Source organism: Streptomyces sp. NPDC002754, assembly GCF_053592315.1.
Window position 1 is genome coordinate 16,936 of sequence record NZ_JBSFVM010000037.1, and the last position, 16,251, is coordinate 33,186.

Annotated in this window: 14 protein-coding genes; 11 read left to right on the forward strand and 3 right to left on the reverse strand. The window is 72.3% G+C overall.

Going from position 1 to position 16,251, the window contains the following annotated elements; all coding sequences use genetic code 11:
- Nucleotides 1-94: 94 nt before the first annotated feature.
- From sucB to ACWD2L_RS36755, 6 genes are all read left to right on the forward strand, one after another.
- Nucleotides 95-1,864: a 2-oxoglutarate dehydrogenase, E2 component, dihydrolipoamide succinyltransferase gene (gene sucB, locus ACWD2L_RS36730; protein WP_451193264.1), complete on the forward strand. Its 1,770-nt coding sequence runs from the start codon at nucleotides 95-97 to the stop codon at nucleotides 1,862-1,864.
- Nucleotides 1,865-2,117: 253 nt separating this feature from the next.
- A complete protein-coding gene (locus ACWD2L_RS36735) occupies nucleotides 2,118-2,741 on the forward strand; it encodes a GntR family transcriptional regulator (protein WP_351342103.1) in 624 nt (207 codons plus the stop codon).
- 235 nt (nucleotides 2,742-2,976) lie between these two features.
- Nucleotides 2,977-5,679 carry a pyruvate dehydrogenase (acetyl-transferring), homodimeric type gene (gene aceE, locus ACWD2L_RS36740; protein WP_351342105.1) on the forward strand — a complete coding sequence of 901 codons (2,703 nt, stop codon included), beginning with the start codon at nucleotides 2,977-2,979 and terminating at the stop codon, nucleotides 5,677-5,679.
- A 156-nt stretch (nucleotides 5,680-5,835) separates the two neighbouring features.
- A complete protein-coding gene (locus ACWD2L_RS36745; protein WP_351342107.1) occupies nucleotides 5,836-6,600 on the forward strand; it encodes a VOC family protein in 765 nt (254 codons plus the stop codon).
- Nucleotides 6,601-6,666: 66 nt separating this feature from the next.
- Nucleotides 6,667-7,677, forward strand: coding sequence for a helix-turn-helix transcriptional regulator (locus ACWD2L_RS36750; RefSeq protein ID WP_351342109.1), 1,011 nt, complete (start codon nucleotides 6,667-6,669; stop codon nucleotides 7,675-7,677).
- 122 nt (nucleotides 7,678-7,799) lie between these two features.
- Complete coding sequence (locus tag ACWD2L_RS36755; RefSeq protein ID WP_351342131.1) at nucleotides 7,800-8,315, forward strand: DUF4240 domain-containing protein; 516 nt, start codon at nucleotides 7,800-7,802, stop codon at nucleotides 8,313-8,315.
- A gap of 99 nt (nucleotides 8,316-8,414) precedes the next feature.
- Here the strand turns inward: ACWD2L_RS36755 and ACWD2L_RS36760 are convergent, their stop codons facing one another.
- The gene (locus tag ACWD2L_RS36760; protein WP_351342111.1) at nucleotides 8,415-9,302 is read right to left on the reverse strand and encodes a TIGR01777 family oxidoreductase; all 888 of its coding nucleotides are present in this window, start codon (nucleotides 9,300-9,302) and stop codon (nucleotides 8,415-8,417) included.
- Nucleotides 9,303-9,334: 32 nt separating this feature from the next.
- Between ACWD2L_RS36760 and ACWD2L_RS36765 the strand changes: the two genes are divergently transcribed.
- The 3 genes from ACWD2L_RS36765 to ACWD2L_RS36775 all read left to right on the forward strand — a co-directional run bounded on the left by ACWD2L_RS36765 (nucleotide 9,335) and on the right by ACWD2L_RS36775 (nucleotide 12,438).
- Nucleotides 9,335-9,835, forward strand: coding sequence for a GNAT family N-acetyltransferase (locus ACWD2L_RS36765; RefSeq protein ID WP_351342113.1), 501 nt, complete (start codon nucleotides 9,335-9,337; stop codon nucleotides 9,833-9,835).
- Nucleotides 9,836-9,928: 93 nt separating this feature from the next.
- The gene (locus tag ACWD2L_RS36770; RefSeq protein ID WP_351342115.1) at nucleotides 9,929-11,077 is read left to right on the forward strand and encodes a PP2C family protein-serine/threonine phosphatase; all 1,149 of its coding nucleotides are present in this window, start codon (nucleotides 9,929-9,931) and stop codon (nucleotides 11,075-11,077) included.
- Nucleotides 11,078-11,094: 17 nt separating this feature from the next.
- Nucleotides 11,095-12,438, forward strand: a complete 1,344-nt coding sequence (locus tag ACWD2L_RS36775; RefSeq protein WP_351342117.1) for a hypothetical protein — start codon at nucleotides 11,095-11,097, stop codon at nucleotides 12,436-12,438.
- Nucleotides 12,439-12,452: 14 nt separating this feature from the next.
- Here ACWD2L_RS36775 and ACWD2L_RS36780 read toward each other — a convergent pair whose 3' ends face one another.
- The gene (locus tag ACWD2L_RS36780; RefSeq protein ID WP_351342119.1) at nucleotides 12,453-13,262 is read right to left on the reverse strand and encodes a peptidoglycan recognition protein family protein; all 810 of its coding nucleotides are present in this window, start codon (nucleotides 13,260-13,262) and stop codon (nucleotides 12,453-12,455) included.
- A gap of 93 nt (nucleotides 13,263-13,355) precedes the next feature.
- Between ACWD2L_RS36780 and ACWD2L_RS36785 the strand changes: the two genes are divergently transcribed.
- Entirely contained in the window at nucleotides 13,356-14,552 is a 1,197-nt protein-coding gene (locus ACWD2L_RS36785; protein ID WP_351342121.1) for a MarP family serine protease, read from the forward strand.
- 10 nt (nucleotides 14,553-14,562) lie between these two features.
- On the opposite strand, the gene ACWD2L_RS36790 is transcribed toward ACWD2L_RS36785, so the two are convergent.
- Nucleotides 14,563-15,156, reverse strand: coding sequence for a cysteine hydrolase family protein (locus ACWD2L_RS36790; RefSeq protein ID WP_351342123.1), 594 nt, complete (start codon nucleotides 15,154-15,156; stop codon nucleotides 14,563-14,565).
- A gap of 97 nt (nucleotides 15,157-15,253) precedes the next feature.
- Between ACWD2L_RS36790 and ACWD2L_RS36795 the strand changes: the two genes are divergently transcribed.
- The gene (locus ACWD2L_RS36795; protein ID WP_351342125.1) at nucleotides 15,254-16,243 is read left to right on the forward strand and encodes a GlxA family transcriptional regulator; all 990 of its coding nucleotides are present in this window, start codon (nucleotides 15,254-15,256) and stop codon (nucleotides 16,241-16,243) included.
- Nucleotides 16,244-16,251 lie beyond the last annotated feature (8 nt).

Consider the following 16,251-nt stretch of genomic DNA (forward strand, 5'->3'; position numbering starts at 1 on the left):
ACGCCCCTGTCGCATCCGGGCGCGACGACCGACCACCACAGACTTCCGCACTGCGTTGCCGCGCATTGCACATCGTTAAGGAGCAACCGACACCATGCCGGTTTCCGTATCCCTTCCGGCGCTCGGTGAGAGCGTCACCGAGGGCACTGTCACCCGCTGGCTGAAGGCCGAGGGCGAGCGCGTCGAGGTCGACGAGCCGCTGCTCGAGGTCTCGACCGACAAGGTCGACACCGAGATCCCCTCCCCCGCAGCCGGTGTGCTCGCTTCCATCAAGGTCGCCGAGGACGAGACCGTCGAGGTCGGCGCCGAGCTGGCCGTCATCGACGACGGCTCGGGCGCCCCCGCCGCCGAGCAGCCCGCCCCGGCCGCCGCCGAGGCCCCGGCCGCCGAGCCCGCCCCGGCCCAGGAGGCTCCGGCCCCCGCCGCCGAGCCGGCCCCCGCTGCCGCCCCCGCCGCCCCGGCCGGTGGCGCCTCCGGTACCGACGTCGTGCTGCCCGCACTGGGCGAGTCGGTCACCGAGGGCACCGTCACCCGCTGGCTGAAGGAGGTCGGCGAGGAGGTCGCGGAGGACGAGCCGCTGCTCGAGGTCTCGACCGACAAGGTCGACACCGAGATCCCCTCCCCCGTCGCCGGTGTTCTCCTGGAGATCTCCGTCGCCGAGGACGAGACCGCCGAGGTCGGCGCCAAGCTCGCCGTCATCGGTGCCCCGGGCGCCGCCCCGGCCACCGCCGAGACCCCGGCTCCGGCCGCCCCGGCCGCCGCTCCGGCTCCGGCCGCCGAGCCCGCCCCGGCCCCGGCCCCGGCCGCCCCCGCGGCTCCGGCTGCCCCGGCCGCGCCCGCCGCCCCCGCTGCTCCGGCCCCCGCGCCGGCCGCTCCGGCTCCGGCTCCCGTCGCCCCGTCCGCGCCGGCCACCCCCGCCGCGCCGGTCACCCCGGCCGACGAGGGCGCCTACGTGACCCCGCTGGTGCGCAAGCTCGCCTCCGAGCACGGCGTCGACCTGTCCACGGTCAAGGGCACCGGCGTCGGTGGCCGCATCCGCAAGCAGGACGTGACCGCCGCCGCCGAGGCCGCCAAGGCGCAGGCCCCGGCCGCCCCGGCTGCCGCCGCCGCGCCGAAGGCCCCGACCCTGGAGGCCTCGCCGCTGCGTGGCCAGACGGTCAAGCTGCCGCGCATCCGCAAGGCCATCGCGGACAACATGCACAAGGCGCTGCAGGAGCAGGCTCAGCTGTCCTCGGTCATCGAGGTCGACATCACCAAGCTGATGAAGCTGCGCAACAAGGCCAAGACCGGCTTCGCGGCCCGCGAGGGCGTCAAGCTCTCCCCGATGCCGTTCTTCGTCAAGGCCGCCGTCCAGGCACTGAAGGCCCACCCGGTCATCAACGCCCGCCTGAACTACGACGAGGGCACCATCACCTACTTCGACTCCGAGAACGTCGGCATCGCCGTCGACTCGGAGAAGGGCTTGATGACCCCGGTCATCAAGGGCGCGGGTGACCTCAACATCGCGGGCATCGCCAAGAAGACCGCCGAGCTGGCCGACAAGGTCCGTAACAACAAGATCGCCCCGGACGACCTGTCCGGCGCGACCTTCACGATCTCCAACACGGGATCGCGCGGCGCCCTCTTCGACACCGTCATCGTCCCGCCGAACCAGGTCGCCATCCTGGGCATCGGTGCCACGGTCAAGCGCCCGGTCGTCATCTCCGACCCGGAGCTCGGCGACACCATCGCCGTCCGTGACATGACGTACGTGACGCTCTCCTACGACCACCGTCTGGTGGACGGCGCGGACGCCGCCCGCTACCTGACGACGGTCAAGCAGATCCTCGAGGCCGGCGAGTTCACCGCCGAGCTCGGTCTGTAAGGACAGCAGGTGCACGACGGCGCCCCCGACCGGAAGCCTCCGGTCGGGGGCGCCGTCGTACGCGCGCGTGCGTAGTCGCGTGCCCGGGCGGGCACCCCCTTCTGTAGCCCGCCCGGACCCCGCCCCGACAAACGCTCTCTGTAACCGGCATCACCCGTCGCATGCGCGGCCGTACCCCGTCCGGCCAGGGCAGCGGCCGTATTGTCTAAGGGTCCCCGCCGACCCACCGGGTCCACCCTGCCAAGGAGCCCCCATGACCGCGCCCGTCGTCCACTCGCTTCGCGATCAGATCCGCGAGCACATCGTCGAGGGGATCGTCAGCGGCCGCTGGAAGCCGGGCGAGCGCATCGTGGAGCGCCGGATCGCGACCGAGCTGGAGGTCTCGCAGACCCCGGTGCGGGAGGCGCTGCGGGAGCTGGAGTCGCTGCGGCTCATCGAGTCGGCGCCGAACAAGGGCGTGCGCGTACGGAACCTCTCCGCGGCGGACCTGGAGGAGTCCTACCCCGTCAGGGCGGGCCTGGAGGCCATCGCGGCGGAGCTGGCGGCCGACGGGCTCGCCGACGACTGCTCGGCCCTTGAACCCCACGTAGAGGCGCTCTACAGGGCGGACCAGGAGGCCGACGGGACCGCGCAGGTGCGGCACACGGTCGCCTTCCACCGGGCGCTGGTGCGGGCGGCGGACAATTCGGTACTGCTGCACACGTGGGAGGGGCTCGGCATCGAGGTCTTCACCGCGCTGTCCATCCGCTGGCTGGGCACCGTGCAGCAGTCGTACGCGGAGGAGCACGCCGATCTCGTCGCCGCGTTCCGGCGACGTGACCCCGAGATCGCGGCCTTGGTGAAGGCTCACGTACTGGGGTGTGCGCCGCGCGCATGAGAGGTCACGGTCCGCTTCTCTGACCAGGCACTCCGTGCCAAGTTTGCGCCCCCAGCACAGACACCCTGTGCCGACTTTCTTGATCTGAAGAAGTTTTGGGGGTGAATCCTTTGATCGATCATCGATCAGGGAGTTACAGTCACCGACGGGTCTCTACCGGGACCTCGCCCTGTCCTGCCAAAGACAAGGGCACCCCCACCCCACCCCCTTCGACTCAGGAAGGCGTGCGGCGACTATGACCGACCCCATGCGCATCCAGCCGAGCGAGCTCGACCAGCTCCCGGACCGTGACCCCGAGGAGACCGCCGAATGGCGGGCCTCCCTGGACGCCGTCACCAAGGCGGCCGGGCCACACCGGGCCGCGTACCTGATGCGGCGCACCCTGGAAGGCGCCGAGGCGGGCGGCCTGGCGCTGCCGAAGCTTCTTGAGACGGGCTACCTCAACTCCATCCCCACCGCCGCCGAGCCGGAGTTCCCGGGCGACGAGGCGATGGAAGCCAGGATCACCGCGTACAACCGCTGGAACGCGGCCGCGATGGTGACCCGTGGCTCGAAACACGGCGTCGGCGGCCACATCGCCACGTTCGCCTCGGCAGCCTGGCTGTACGAGACCGGCTTCAACCACTTCTTCCGCGGCAAGGAGGGCGACGGCTCGGGCGACCAGCTCTACATCCAGGGCCACGCCTCGCCCGGCATCTACGCCCGCGCGTTCCTCGACGGCCGCCTCTCCGAGCAGCAGCTCGACAACTTCCGCCGCGAGGCGGGTGGCAACGGCCTGCCGTCGTACCCGCACCCGCGTCGTCTCCCCTGGCTGTGGGAGTTCCCGACGGTGTCCATGGGCCTCGGCCCGCTGTCCGCCATCTACCAGGCGCGGTTCAACCGCTACCTGAGCGCGCGGAACATCAAGGACACGTCGAACTCGCACGTCTGGGCGTTCCTCGGCGACGGCGAGATGGACGAGCCCGAGTCGACCTCGGCGCTCACGCTCGCCGCCCGCGAGGGTCTGGACAACCTGACCTTCGTCATCAACTGCAACCTGCAGCGCCTCGACGGCCCGGTCCGTCCGAACTTCCGCGTGGTGCAGGAGCTGGAGGCCCAGTTCCTCGGCTCCGGCTGGAACGTCATCAAGTCCATGTGGGGCAATGCCTGGGACGAGCTCTTCCAGCTCGACACCACCGGCGCCCTCCTGCGCCGCCTGCGCGAGGTCCCGGACGCCCAGTTCCAGACGTACCAGACGCGCGACGTCGCCTACATCCGTGAGAACTTCTTCGGCACCGACCCGGCGCTCGTCGAGATGGCCAAGGTGCTGTCGGACGACAAGGTCTCCGAGTGCTTCCACACCTCGCGCGGCGGCCACGAGCCCCGCAAGGTGTACGCGGCGTACAAGGCGGCCGTCGAGCACAAGGGCAAGCCGACCGTGATCCTCACCCAGACGGTGAAGGGCTTCACGCTCGGCAAGGGCTTCGAGTCCAAGAACGCCAACCACCAGATGAAGAAGCTGACGATCGACGAGTTCAAGGACATGCGTGACCTCCTTGACCTGCCGATCCCGGACAGCGAGTTCGAGGACGGCGTCGTCCCGTACGCGCGTCCCGCCGAGGACTCCCCCGAGCTGCGCTACCTCTCCGAGCGTCGCGCCGCCCTGGGTGGCCCCGCTCCGGCCCGTCGTACGCAGCCGCTCGCGCCGCTGCCCGCGCCTGCGGACAAGGCGTTCGCCTCGTTCGACAAGGGTTCCGGCACGCAGTCCGTCGCCTCGACGATGGCGCTCGTACGCCTCCTGAAGGACCTCGTACGGGACAAGACGTCCGGCAAGCGCTGGGTGCCGATCATTCCCGACGAGGCGCGCACCTTCGGCATGGAGTCGCTGTTCCCGTCGCTGGGTCTGTACTCGCCCAAGGGCCAGACGTACGACCCGGTCGACCGCGACCAGCTCATGTACTACAAGGAGTCCGAGTCCGGCCAGATCCTCAACGAGGGGATCAACGAGGCCGGTTCGCTCGCGGACTTCATCGCCGCCGCCACGTCGTACTCGACGCACGGCGAGCAGATGATCCCGCTGTACATCTTCTACTCGATGTTCGGCTGGCAGCGCACCGGCGACCAGTTCTGGCAGCTCGGCGACCAGATGGGCCGCGGCTTCGTCGTCGGCGCCACCGCCGGTCGCACGACGCTCACCGGTGAGGGTCTCCAGCACGCGGACGGCCACTCGCCGATGATCGCGGCCACCAACCCGGCGGCTCTCTCCTACGACCCGGCGTTCGCCTACGAGATCGCGGTCGTCATGAAGGAGGGCCTGCGCCGGATGTACGGCGAGGCCAAGCCGGGCGAGGACCAGGATGTCTTCTACTACCTGACGGTCTACAACGAGCCGATGCCGCAGCCGGCCAAGCCGGCCGTGGACGGTCTCGACGAGCAGATCATCAAGGGCCTCTACCGCTTCAACACCGCGGAGACCGCCGGTCTCTCGCCGGCCGCGAACGCCCCGCGCACCAACCTCATCGGTTCCGGTACGGCGATCCACTGGGCGCTCAAGGCGCAGCAGCTGCTCGCCGAGGACTTCGGCGTGGCCGCCGACGTGTGGTCCGCGACCTCCTGGACCGAGCTGCGCCGCGAGGCTCTCGACGCCGACGAGGCGCTGCTGAACGGCGAGGAGCGGGTGCCGTATCTCCGCCAGGCGCTTCAGGGCGCCGAGGGCCCGGTCCTGGCCGTCTCCGACTACATGCGCCAGGTCCCCGACCAGATCGCGCAGTGGGTCGAGCAGGACTACACCTCGCTCGGTGCGGACGGCTTCGGCCTCTCCGACACCCGCGAGGACGCCCGTCGCCACTTCGGCGTCGACGCCGAGTCGATCGTCGTCGCGGCCCTCGCCCAGCTCGCCCGCCGCGGCGAGGTCAAGGCGACGGCCGTGAAGGAGGCGCGCGAGCGCTACGGCCTGTAAGGCCTCCCAGGCAGGTACGCGTGCGTGCCCCGTCCCGATTGCCGGGGCGGGGCACGCGTGCGTGAATGGACGCGTTCGATCCCGGGGGCCGTTCGCGCTGTGGGAGGCGCGACTCGATGAGGCTCGATAAGGCTCGATGAGGAGAGGCGTACTTCTGTGAAGATCTCCAAGACTCCCTCCGCGCCCTGCTGGGCCGATCTGTCCACGCCCGATCCGCCCGCGGCGCGCGTCTTCTACGAGGCGCTGTTCGGCTGGAGTTCGCGGGCGGCCGACGCTCCCGAGGACGGCGGCTACAGCATGTTCGCCCTGGACAGCCCGGACGGGCCGCAGGTCGCCGGGGTCGGCCCGGTGCTGAACAGGCATCAGCCCGCGGCGTGGCTGCCGTACTTCCAGTCCAGCGGTATCGACGCGGTGACCTCGCGCGTGGGCGGCAACGACGGCCGGGTCGTGGCGGCTCCGCGGGGCGTGCGGAACCAGGGCAGGCTCGCGATCTGCCAGGACCCGGCGGGCGCGGCGTTCGGCCTGTGGGAGCCGCGGGAGCACTCCGGGTTCGAGGTGGTGAACGTGCCGAGCAGCTTCTGCTGGTTCGAGCTGCTCACGCGGGACGGGGCGGGCGCGGTGGACTTCTACCAGTCGGTGCTGGGATGGGGCGCGCGGCGGCACGAGGGATACACGGAGTGGAGCGTCGCCGACGAGCCCTTCGGCGGCATGGTCGACATGTCGACCGGACAGTTCCCGCCCGACGTGCCCTCGCACTGGAACCTGTACGTCTCCGTGGACCATGTCGACGCGGTGGCCGAACGCTGCACGGAGCTGTCCGGGCAGATCCTGGTGGCGCCCACGGACATCGAGCCGGGCCGGTTCGCGATGCTCGCGGATCCGCAGGGCGCGGCGTTCTCCGTGATGCGCTTCGCGGTCTGAGCGGTCTGAGCGGTCTGAGCGGTCTGAGCGGGGTCCGTTGTCAGTGGGGCGGTTCATGATGACCGTATGCGTGCTGCCCGCCTGATCAAGATGGTGCTGTTGCTCCAGTCCCGGCCCTCCATGACCGCGGCCGAGCTGGCGCGCGAGCTCGAGGTGTCCGAGCGGACGGTGACGCGGGACGCACAGGCGCTCAGCGAGGCCGGGGTCCCGGTGTACGCGGACCGGGGGCGGGCCGGTGGGTACCGGCTGATCGGCGGGTACCGGACGCGGCTCACGGGGCTCGCGCGCGGCGAGGCGGAGGCGCTGTTCCTGTCGGGGGTGCCGGGGGCGCTGCGCGAGATGGGTCTGGAGGACGCGGCGTCGGCGGCGCACCTGAAGGTGTCGGCGGCCCTGCTGCCCTCCGTGCGGGACGCGTCGCGGACGGCGGCGCAGCGCTTCCATCTGGACGCGCCCGGCTGGTTCCGGGAGCCGCAGACGCCCGAGCTGCTGCCCGCGATCGCGGAGGCGGTGTGGGAGGACAGGGTGGTGCGGGTCCGCTACCGCCGCACGTCGCGCGGCCGGGCGGAGGAGGACGTGGAGCGGGATCTTGAGCCGTACGGGCTCGTGCTCAAGGCGGGTGTCTGGTACCTGGCGGCGGCGGTGCGCGGGAGCGAGGGCGACCCGGGTGACGCCTTCCGGGTGTACCGGGTCGACCGGTTCACGGCCGTGGAGCCGGGCGAGGAGCGGTTCGGGCGGGCCGAGGGGGAGGACGCGTTCGACCTGCCCGCGTTCTGGGAGGAGCGGGCGGCGCAGTTCGCGCGGGCACTGCTGCGGTCGGAGGTCGTCGTGCGGCTCACGTCCTCCGGGGTACGTCAACTGCCGTACGCCACCGATCCGGCGTCCGCGCGCGAGGCCCTGGAGTCGGCGGCGGAGGCGGACGCCGAAGGGCGGGTGACGGTGACACTGCCGGTCGAGTCGGAGGACGTGGCGTACACACAGCTCATGGCGCTGGGACCGGAGGCAGAGGTGGTGGCTCCGGTGGCGCTGCGGGAGCGGTTCGCGCTGGCCGCGCGGCGGATGCGGGGGTGGTACGGCTGACGGGGCAAGGGCTCCGGGAGCGGCGATCGGGCGTGCCGTGGGCATGTGCATGCATAACGAAGTGGAGCAGCTCCCGCGCTCGGCGTGCGCCCCATCGGTACAGGGCCGATGCTGGTCCCGTGATGGACGAGACCGAGTTCTGGGAGATCGTGGACAGTACGCGTGAGGCCGCGGGTGGCGATCCCGAGGACCACGCCGAGCTGCTCGTCGAGCGGCTGCTGCGGTCCGATCCGGACTTCGTGCTCGACTTCGCGCGGCACTTCGAGTCCCGGTACAACCGGGCGTACCGCTGGGACCTTTGGGGCGCGGCGTGGGTGCTGCTCGACGGGGCGAGCGACGACGCCTTCGACTACTTCCGGTGCTGGCTGATCGGCCAGGGCCGGGAGACGTTCGAGGGGGCGCTGCACGATCCGGACTCGTTGGCGGAGCTTCTGGACGACTTCGACGACGAGGTCGACGGGGACGGTGAGGAGATCGGGTACGCGGCGGACGAGGCGTACGAGCAGCTGACCGGGGTGGTCGCCCCCGACCTGGGCCTCGCCCCCGCGCCCCCGGAACCGGAGGGCGCGCCTCTGGACTTCGAGGACGACGGGGTGATGTCCCGGACGTACCCGCGGCTGACGGCCCGGTTCGGCTAGCTGCGGCACGGGGGCGGGGCCATTCCCGAAAGTCCTGCCGGACGGGCCTGCTCAATCTCCCCCAGCTAACGCTGGGAGGTGCCCCCTGCAGGGGCTTGATTATGCTGCCCGGATCGCCTGGTCCACTCCCGGGTGGGTGAACTCGAAGCCGGATTCCAGCAGCCGCGTGGGGACCGCCCGCGTAGAGCCCAGAACGTCCCCCGCCATCTCCCCGAGAGCCACGCGAAGGGCGAAGGACGGCACCGGCAGCAGCGTGGGGCGCCGTAGGACGCGGCCCATCGCCACCGTCACCTCCCGGTTCGTCGCCGGCTGCGGCGCCGTCAGGTTCACGGGACCGGCCAGGTCGTCCGTGTCCAAGAGGTGCCGCAGCGCCTCCACATGGTCGTCGAGCGCGATGTACGACCAGTACTGCCGGCCGTCCCCCATGCGCCCGCCGAGCCCCGCCTTGAACAGCGGGAAGAGCTTGCCCCAGGCGCCCCCGCCGCGCGCGACGACGAGGCCGGTGCGGGCGAACACCGTACGGATGCCCGCCTGGTGCGCGGGCGCGGCCGCCGCCTCCCACTCGACGCAGAGCGAGGGCAGGAAGCCGTCGCCCGCCGGAGCCGATTCGTCGACCGTGCGGGCGCCCGTGTCGCCGTAGTAGCCGACCGCGCTGCCGTTGAGGTAGACCCGCGGCGGCGTGTCCAGGTCGGCCGCCGCCCGCGCGAGGGTCTGCGTGCCGAGGACCCGGCTGTCGCGGATCTCCCGCTTGTACGCGGCCGTCCACCGGTGGTCGCCGACCCCGGCCCCCGCGAGGTTGACGATCGCCTCGCAGCCGGCGAGCCGGTCCGTGTCGACGTAACCCTCCTTCGGGTCCCAGCGGGCCTCGCCCGCCGCCCGTGGGGCGCGCCGCACCAGGCGCACCACGTCGTGCCCGTCGTCCGTCAGGGACCGGACCAGGGCCGAGCCGATGAGTCCGGAGGCGCCCGCCACCACGAAACGTGTCATGGGCCCATCCTGCCCGTCGTACAGTCGGCCGCATGTCAGCCCCCGAGGGCTCCGAGGCCCACATACGTTTCGCCGTCCCCGAGGACGCGGCGGCGCTCGACCGCCTCGACCGGGAGACCTGGTCGTATCTGCACGCGGTGAAACCCCTCGACCCGGCTCCCACGCCGTTCTTCAACGAGCGTGTCGGACCCCGCGACCACCTCGTCGCCGAGCTCGCCGGCCGACTCGTCGGCTACATCCGCCTCGGCCTCCCCACGCCCCTGGCGTCGACCGCGCACGTGCGGCAGATCCAGGGGCTCGCGGTCTCCGACGCGGCCCGCGGGCGCGGCGTCGGCCGGGCCCTGGTGCGGGGCGCGATCGAGCTGGCGCGGCGGCAGGGCGCACGCCGGATCACGCTGCGCGTCCTCGGCCACAACACCCCGGCACGGAAGCTGTACGAGGCGGAGGGCTTCGTCGTCGAGGGCGTGCTGCCCGGGGAGTTGCTGCTCGACGGGGCGTACGTGGACGACGTGCTGATGGGACAGCCCCTGTAGGCCGGTCCGGCGCGCGCGGTCACGGCGTGCGACGGGCGGCGACTCGTAGCAGGGTGAGGTGGAACGTCCGTCGCGAAGGGAGCCGAAGCCGGCATGACCTGGCCCGTGGGGCACCGCCGAGACGAGGCGGAGCGTGCCCGGCTGCGCGGTGCGCCGCCGCCGCGCTGGGTGCGATGGCTGCCGGTGGTGCTGCTCCTGGCGCTGTTCGCGCTCCAGGCCCCCACGGGGTACCGGTTCGAGCTCGCGTTTCCCCTCGCGGCCATCCCGCCGCTCGCCGCCCTGTCGTACGGTCCCGCGGCCACGGCCGTGTACGGCGGCCTCGTCATCCTGCTCCTCGAAGTGCCCCGCACCGGCTTCGGGCGCCCCGGCGACAGTGACGTGCTGACGGTGGGGCTTGTCGCCGTGCTCAGCACGGTGATCGCCCTGGTGCGCAGCCGCAGGGACGAGCAGCTGGTCTCGGTGCGCACGGTCGCGGAGGCCGCCCAGTTCGCGGTGCTGCCGCCGCTGCCCGAGCGGGTCGGCGCCGTGCGCTGCGCCGGCCTGTACCGGGCGGCACACCGCGGCGCCCTGGTCGGTGGCGACCTCTTCGACGTGCGCAAGGGTCCGACGGGCGTGACGGCGGTCGTCGGCGACGTACAGGGTCACGGTCTGTCGGCGGTCGGCACGGTGGCCGGGCTGCTCGGCGCGTTCCGGGAGGCGGTGCTCGACCAGCCGGACCTGGAGGGCGTGGCGGCGCGGCTCGACCGGCGGCTCGTCGTGGACACGGCGGAGGACGAGCACGCGGAGCTGTTCGCGACGGCGGTGCTGCTCGAATTCCCCGACCCCACCCCCGGCGAGGCGCCCGTCGTCCACCTCATCAGCTGCGGCCACCCGCACCCGCTGCTGCTGCGCGGCGGGCGGGTGACCGAGCTGGACGTGCCGTCGGGTGCGCCGCTCGGCCTCGGCCTCGCGGAGCTCGCGCCGCCGAAGCGCCTCACGGTCGAGCTGCGGCCCGGTGACCGGCTGATCGCGCCGTCGGACGGGGTGACCGAGGCGCGGAACCGGGACGGCGATTTCTATCCGCTCGCGGACCGGCTCCCGCAGTTCGCGGGCGAGGATCCGGCCGGGCTGACGGACGCGGTGTGGCGGGACGTCATCCGGTTCGCCGGGAGCGTGCGGGACGACCTGACCCTGCTCGTCTTCGCCCCGATCCTGGACGCTTCCGGCGCCACGCGGACCCCGGGCGTGCCTCGCGGGGCGTGAGGTGTGAACGTAGGCGCATGAAGAACCCGGGACTCCCGCGCCGCCAGGGACACCGTCGCGCCGCGGCCACCGCCTCCGTGCTGCTGCTGCCGCTCGCCCTTTCCACGCTGTCCGCCTGCTCCGACGACGGGGCGACCAATCCGCCGCCCACGGCCTCGCCCGCCGCGACGGCGAGCGGCGCCCGCTGTGCCACGGACCGGCCGGCCGACGACAAGGGCCCGGACGCGAAGCCGCGCGCGAAGGCCGGGTACACGGTCACCAAGAAGACCGTGAAGGCGAAGGCCCACAAGGAGTTCAAGACGACGACGGGCGACAAGTCGGCGCTGCTCGTGTCCGGTTCGGGGAAGCTGACGACGCGCGACGCGAAGATCATCAAGCATGGCGGCACCTCTTCGGTCACCGCGTCCGACGGGCACGGCCTCAACGCGGCGGCGCTCGCCCGCGACGGCGGCACCCTCACGCTCTCCGGCGGCCGGATGTCCACCCAGGGCAAGGGCTCGATCGGCGTGTTCGCCTCGGGCAAGGGTACGAAGGCCACGCTCAGCTCGGGCGGCATCAGGACGCACGGCGCCTCCTCGCACGGTGTGGCGGCCGCGCACGGGGGCGTACTGGACCTGACGTACGTGGAGATCGACACGGCGGCCGCGCAGGCGGCGCCGGTGGCCGTGGGGCCCGGCGGCGGGAAGGTCACGGTGTCCGGCGGCACGATGACCTCGGCGGGCTGCGGGTCGCCGGGCGTGCAGACGGCGGGCGACGTGTCCTTGGCGCAGACGCTGTTCGACGTGGCCAACTCGGAGGCGTTCACCGTGGAGGCCGGGGGTTCGCTGTCCCTGAAGGACGTCCGGGCGTCCGCGGCGGCGGGCGGTGTGGTGCTGCGCGGCGACGGCGCGACCTCGTTCCGGATGACCGGTGGGGCGGTACAGGCCTCCGACGGTGACATCTTCGCGGTCCAACAGGCCGACGCCGACATCGAGTTGAGGGGCGGCGCCGACGTGCAGACCAAGGACGGCAAGCTGCTGCGGGTCACGGACAACGGGAAGGCGGCGTTCACGGCGGACGGCGAGAAGCTGAAGGGCAGCGTGGCCGTGGAGAAGGGATCCTCCGCCACCCTCGACCTGACCGGCTCCGCCGACCTGGACGGCAAGATCGTGGGAGCGGCGTCGCTGACGCTCGGCCCGAGGACGACGTGGTCCGTGTCCGGTGACTCGCGGCTGAACGGCATCGAGCTGGCCGGCGGGGCGAAGGTCTCCGACGTGATCGTGGGCAACGGCCACACGGTGACGTACGACAAGGCGTCGAGCCCGGACCTGCACGGGAAGAAGTACCAGCTGGACGGCGGCGGCACGCTCAAGCCGAGGTAGGGCCCTGTGACGCGCTACCCGCGGCTCTGGAGCGCCGCGGCCCGCTCCCTGATCCCGGGCAGCTTCCCCATCAGGGCGAGGCCGGGGCAGAACGTCTCGTAGCCGTCGCGGTGCCCGGAGATCGCGTAGAAGTCGTGGGCCGTGCCCGTCCGGTAGCGGGCCAGGTCGTTGCTGGACACCAGGCGCACGTGCGAGCGCGGGTCGATCCCCGCCAGGCCCAGCTTCCAGGCGGAGACGGCGGCGATCGCGTCCGTCATCGCCTTCGGCACCGGCGTGCCCTCGGTGAACGTGCCGATCGCGGCGATCCCCGCCGTGTTCCGGTTGAAGCCCTGCGTGTGGGCGCCGATCACGGGCCGGTCGGTGCCGCCCGCGCGCCCCTCGTAGACCGTCCCGCAGCGGTCGACGAGGAAGTTGTAGCCGATGTCGTCCCACTCCTTGCCGCCCGTGGCGCCGCCGCCCGCCTGACCCGCGTACAGGTAGCGGATGACGCGCGGCGAGTCCGCACAGTCGTAGTCGTTCGGCGAGTCGGTGTGGTGCAGGAAGACGGCCTCGACGCGGTCGCCGTAGCGGATCGGGTCGCGGTGGTACGTCTGCGCTTTCGCGAGCCACCGCGAGCGCGGCACGATCCGGGGGCGCCGCGCCGGTACCCGGCTGCCGACGGCCGCCGCCCGCTTCACGTGCGCCGCGCCGGCCGGCAGCTCGCCGCGGGCCGTGGCCTCGAAGCGCTCGGGCCCGGGCCGGTCGACCGCCGCCGCACACAGCAGCAGGAGCCCGAGTGCCAGGGCCCCGGGCAGCCATCGCAGCCTTCTCCGTAGGAGGTGCACGCCTTCCACCCTGGGCCCCGCACGCCCTGTGCGGTCAGCCACAGGGGGCCAGGTGGTGGAACCATCGGGGGCGCCTGGGCGTTTCTTACCGGTATGGACCTCCACATACTCGACGTGCTGCTGCTCGTGGTGGCCCTCGCCTACGCCGTCTCCGGCTACCGGCGCGGACTGCTCGCGGGCTGCGTGTCGCTGGCCGGGTTCGTGGGCGGTGCGGCCGTCGGCGTCTGGCTGCTGCCGTACCTGATGGAGACGGTCACGCCGGGCACGACATCGGCCACGGTCGTCGCCGTCCTCACGGTGCTGGTGCCCGCGGTCGCGGGTCACGGGCTCGCCGGGCTGCTCGCGGCGCGGGTGCGCGGCGGAATGTCGCACGCACCGGGTCCGCTGCGCGTGGCCGACGGGGTGGGCGGCGGTGCGGCGACCGCGGTGGCCGCCCTGGTGGTGGCGTGGGTGGCGGGCAGCGTCCTCGTCGCCTCCTCCTCCACGGTCCTCAACCAGGCGATCCGGAACTCCTCGGTGCTCGGCGCGGTGCAGCACACCATGCCGTCGACGACCCCGTCCTGGTTCTCGCAGGCCACCGGGGCGCTCACCTCGGCGGGCTTCCCCCAGGTCTTCGACCCGTTCGCGAGCGAGCCGCCCGCCAAGGTGGCCAAGCCGTCCGGGGACAACGTGACGGCGAAGGCGACGGGCGCCGCCCAGCGCAGCAGCGTCAAGATCGAAGGCGCGTCGGGCACGCAGGGACGCGAGGGCAGCGGCTTCGTGTACAGCTCAGAGCGCGTCATGACCAACGCGCACGTGGTCGCGGGCATCGACGACCCGACGGTCCGGGTGGGCGGCACGGACCGCGCGTACGAGGCGAGGGTCGTCCTGTTCGACCCCGACAAGGACGTGGCGGTCCTCTACGTCCCCGGACTCGACGCCCCGTCCCTGCGCTTCGACGACTCGGCCGGGCGCGGTGACGCCGCCGTGGTCGCGGGCTACCCGGAGAACGGCGGCCTCGACCTCCAGGCCGCCACGGTCGACGACACGATCAAGGCGGCCGGCCAGGACATCTACGGCTCCGGCAACGTCACGCGCGAGATCTACTCGATCCGCTCCACGGTCCTCCCCGGCAACTCCGGAGGCCCGCTCCTCGACACGGACGGCGAGGTGTACGGAGTGGTCTTCGCCCGGTCCACGACGGACGACCGGACGGGCTACGTACTGACGGCGGACGAGGTGTCGTCCGACGCACGGCAGGCGGCGTCGGCGACGGCGGCGGTGGACACGGGGGCGCTGGTCTCGTCGTAGCCGTACGAGGTCAGCTCAGGGACTTCCCCGTCGGGACGACCACTCCGTACAGGTCGCCGATCGTCGCCATCGCGCCGAGGTGCAGCTGCTCGGCGGGCACCTCGACGCCGCCGACCGAGGCGAGCGGCCGGGTGGCGCAGGCGTCGGCGACCACGGTGGGCCGGTTGCCGCGCAGGAACGCGCCCTGCGCGGTGAACTGCACGCACATGTGCGACATGAAGCCGATCACGACGACGTCCTTGTTCCCGGCCGCGTCGACGCGCTCGCCGAGGTCGGTGCCGAAGAAGGAGTCCGGAGCCGGCTTGACGACGACGGCCTCGCCTTCGAGCGGCGCGACGTCCGGGTGGATCTCCCCGATCTCGGCGCGGACGTCGTACGCGGAGCCCTCTCCGCCGTCGTGCTTGACGTGGACGATCGTCGATCCCGCCGCACGGGCGCGGGCGAGGAGCGCGGCGGCGTTGTCGAGGGCGTCCCGCCAGCCCTCCAGCTCCATCACGCCGCGGGTGTAGGTGTTCTGGTAGTCGACGAGGATCAGCGTCGCGTCAGCCAGCGAGGCGGGCGTCTCGTCGAGGCCGTTGAGGGTGCGCAGAGTCGTTGAGGTCATGCCTGGAACGCTACGAGCGTTGCCCTCATGTCGGCAATGACACCTAACATGCAGATCCGGACATGAGCATCACGCAACATCGCCTGGAGGAGACACCGTGACCGCCGCCGCCCCTGAACGACTCGTCGTGATCGTTCTCTTCGAGGGCGTCGACACGCTCGACGTCACGGGCCCGCCCGAGGTGTTCGCGCTGGTGCGACGGGAGGGCGGCGCCGGTTACCGAGTGCTTCTCGCGGCGGAGACGATGGACCCGGTGACGACCTCTGCGGGCGTACGGGTGCTGCCCGATGTCACCTTCGACGAGGCGGCCGTGCGCCGCATCGACACCCTCCTGGTGCCCGGCTCGGTCGAGGCCGACCCGGAACTCGGGGTGCGCGCCCTCGCGGACCCCGCGGTGGTCGACCGGGTACGGACGCTCGCGGGGCGGGCGCGGCGGGTGGCCTCCGTCTGCGTCGGGGCTCATCTCCTCGCGGCGGCCGGGCTGCTCGACGGCAGGCGGGCCACCACCCACTGGTCGACCGCGCGCCAACTGGCGGACGAGCACCCGGAGATCGACGTCGACCCCGATCCGATCTTCATCCGGGAGGGAGACATCTGGACGGGGGCCGGCATCAGTTCCTGCCTCGACCTGTCCCTCGCCCTGGTGGCCGACGACCTCGGGGAGCCGACGGCGCTGCGGGTGGCGCGACAGCTCGTGATGTACCTGAAGCGGCCGAGCGGTCAGAGCCAGTTCAGCGTGCCGCTGGCACAGGCCTCCACCACGCGGCGCGTGGAGGACCTGCGCCAGCACATCACCCTGAACCTCGACGAACCGCTCACCGTCGCGGACCTCGCGGCACGCGCCCACGTCAGCGAGCGCCAGCTCACCCGGATCTTCAGGTCCGAACTGGGCACGACACCGAGCGCGTACGTCGAGTCGGCGCGCGTCGAGCGGGCCCGCCAGCGATTGGAATCGTCCGAGGACACGCTCGGCCGGATCGCCTCCACCTGCGGTTTCGGCACGACGGACACGCTGGTGCGGGCCTTTCGCCGGCAGCTCGACACGACACCGACGGCGTACCGGCACCGCTTTCGCGTGTCCGTCTAGCGGCTCAG

What these genes read in the sequence shown, in the direction of transcription:
- sucB (WP_451193264.1), top strand. Translation starts at nt 95, where the DNA reads ATGCCGGTTTCCGTATCCCTTCCGGCGCTCGGTGAGAGCGTCACCGAG.
- ACWD2L_RS36735 (WP_351342103.1), top strand. Translation starts at nt 2,118, where the DNA reads ATGACCGCGCCCGTCGTCCACTCGCTTCGCGATCAGATCCGCGAGCAC.
- aceE (WP_351342105.1), top strand. Translation starts at nt 2,977, where the DNA reads ATGACCGACCCCATGCGCATCCAGCCGAGCGAGCTCGACCAGCTCCCG.
- ACWD2L_RS36750 (WP_351342109.1), top strand. Translation starts at nt 6,667, where the DNA reads ATGCGTGCTGCCCGCCTGATCAAGATGGTGCTGTTGCTCCAGTCCCGG.
- ACWD2L_RS36755 (WP_351342131.1), top strand. Translation starts at nt 7,800, where the DNA reads ATGGACGAGACCGAGTTCTGGGAGATCGTGGACAGTACGCGTGAGGCC.
- ACWD2L_RS36760 (WP_351342111.1), bottom strand. Translation starts at nt 9,302, where the DNA reads ATGACACGTTTCGTGGTGGCGGGCGCCTCCGGACTCATCGGCTCGGCC.
- ACWD2L_RS36765 (WP_351342113.1), top strand. Translation starts at nt 9,335, where the DNA reads ATGTCAGCCCCCGAGGGCTCCGAGGCCCACATACGTTTCGCCGTCCCC.
- ACWD2L_RS36770 (WP_351342115.1), top strand. Translation starts at nt 9,929, where the DNA reads ATGACCTGGCCCGTGGGGCACCGCCGAGACGAGGCGGAGCGTGCCCGG.
- ACWD2L_RS36775 (WP_351342117.1), top strand. Translation starts at nt 11,095, where the DNA reads ATGAAGAACCCGGGACTCCCGCGCCGCCAGGGACACCGTCGCGCCGCG.
- ACWD2L_RS36785 (WP_351342121.1), top strand. Translation starts at nt 13,356, where the DNA reads ATGGACCTCCACATACTCGACGTGCTGCTGCTCGTGGTGGCCCTCGCC.
- ACWD2L_RS36790 (WP_351342123.1), bottom strand. Translation starts at nt 15,156, where the DNA reads ATGACCTCAACGACTCTGCGCACCCTCAACGGCCTCGACGAGACGCCC.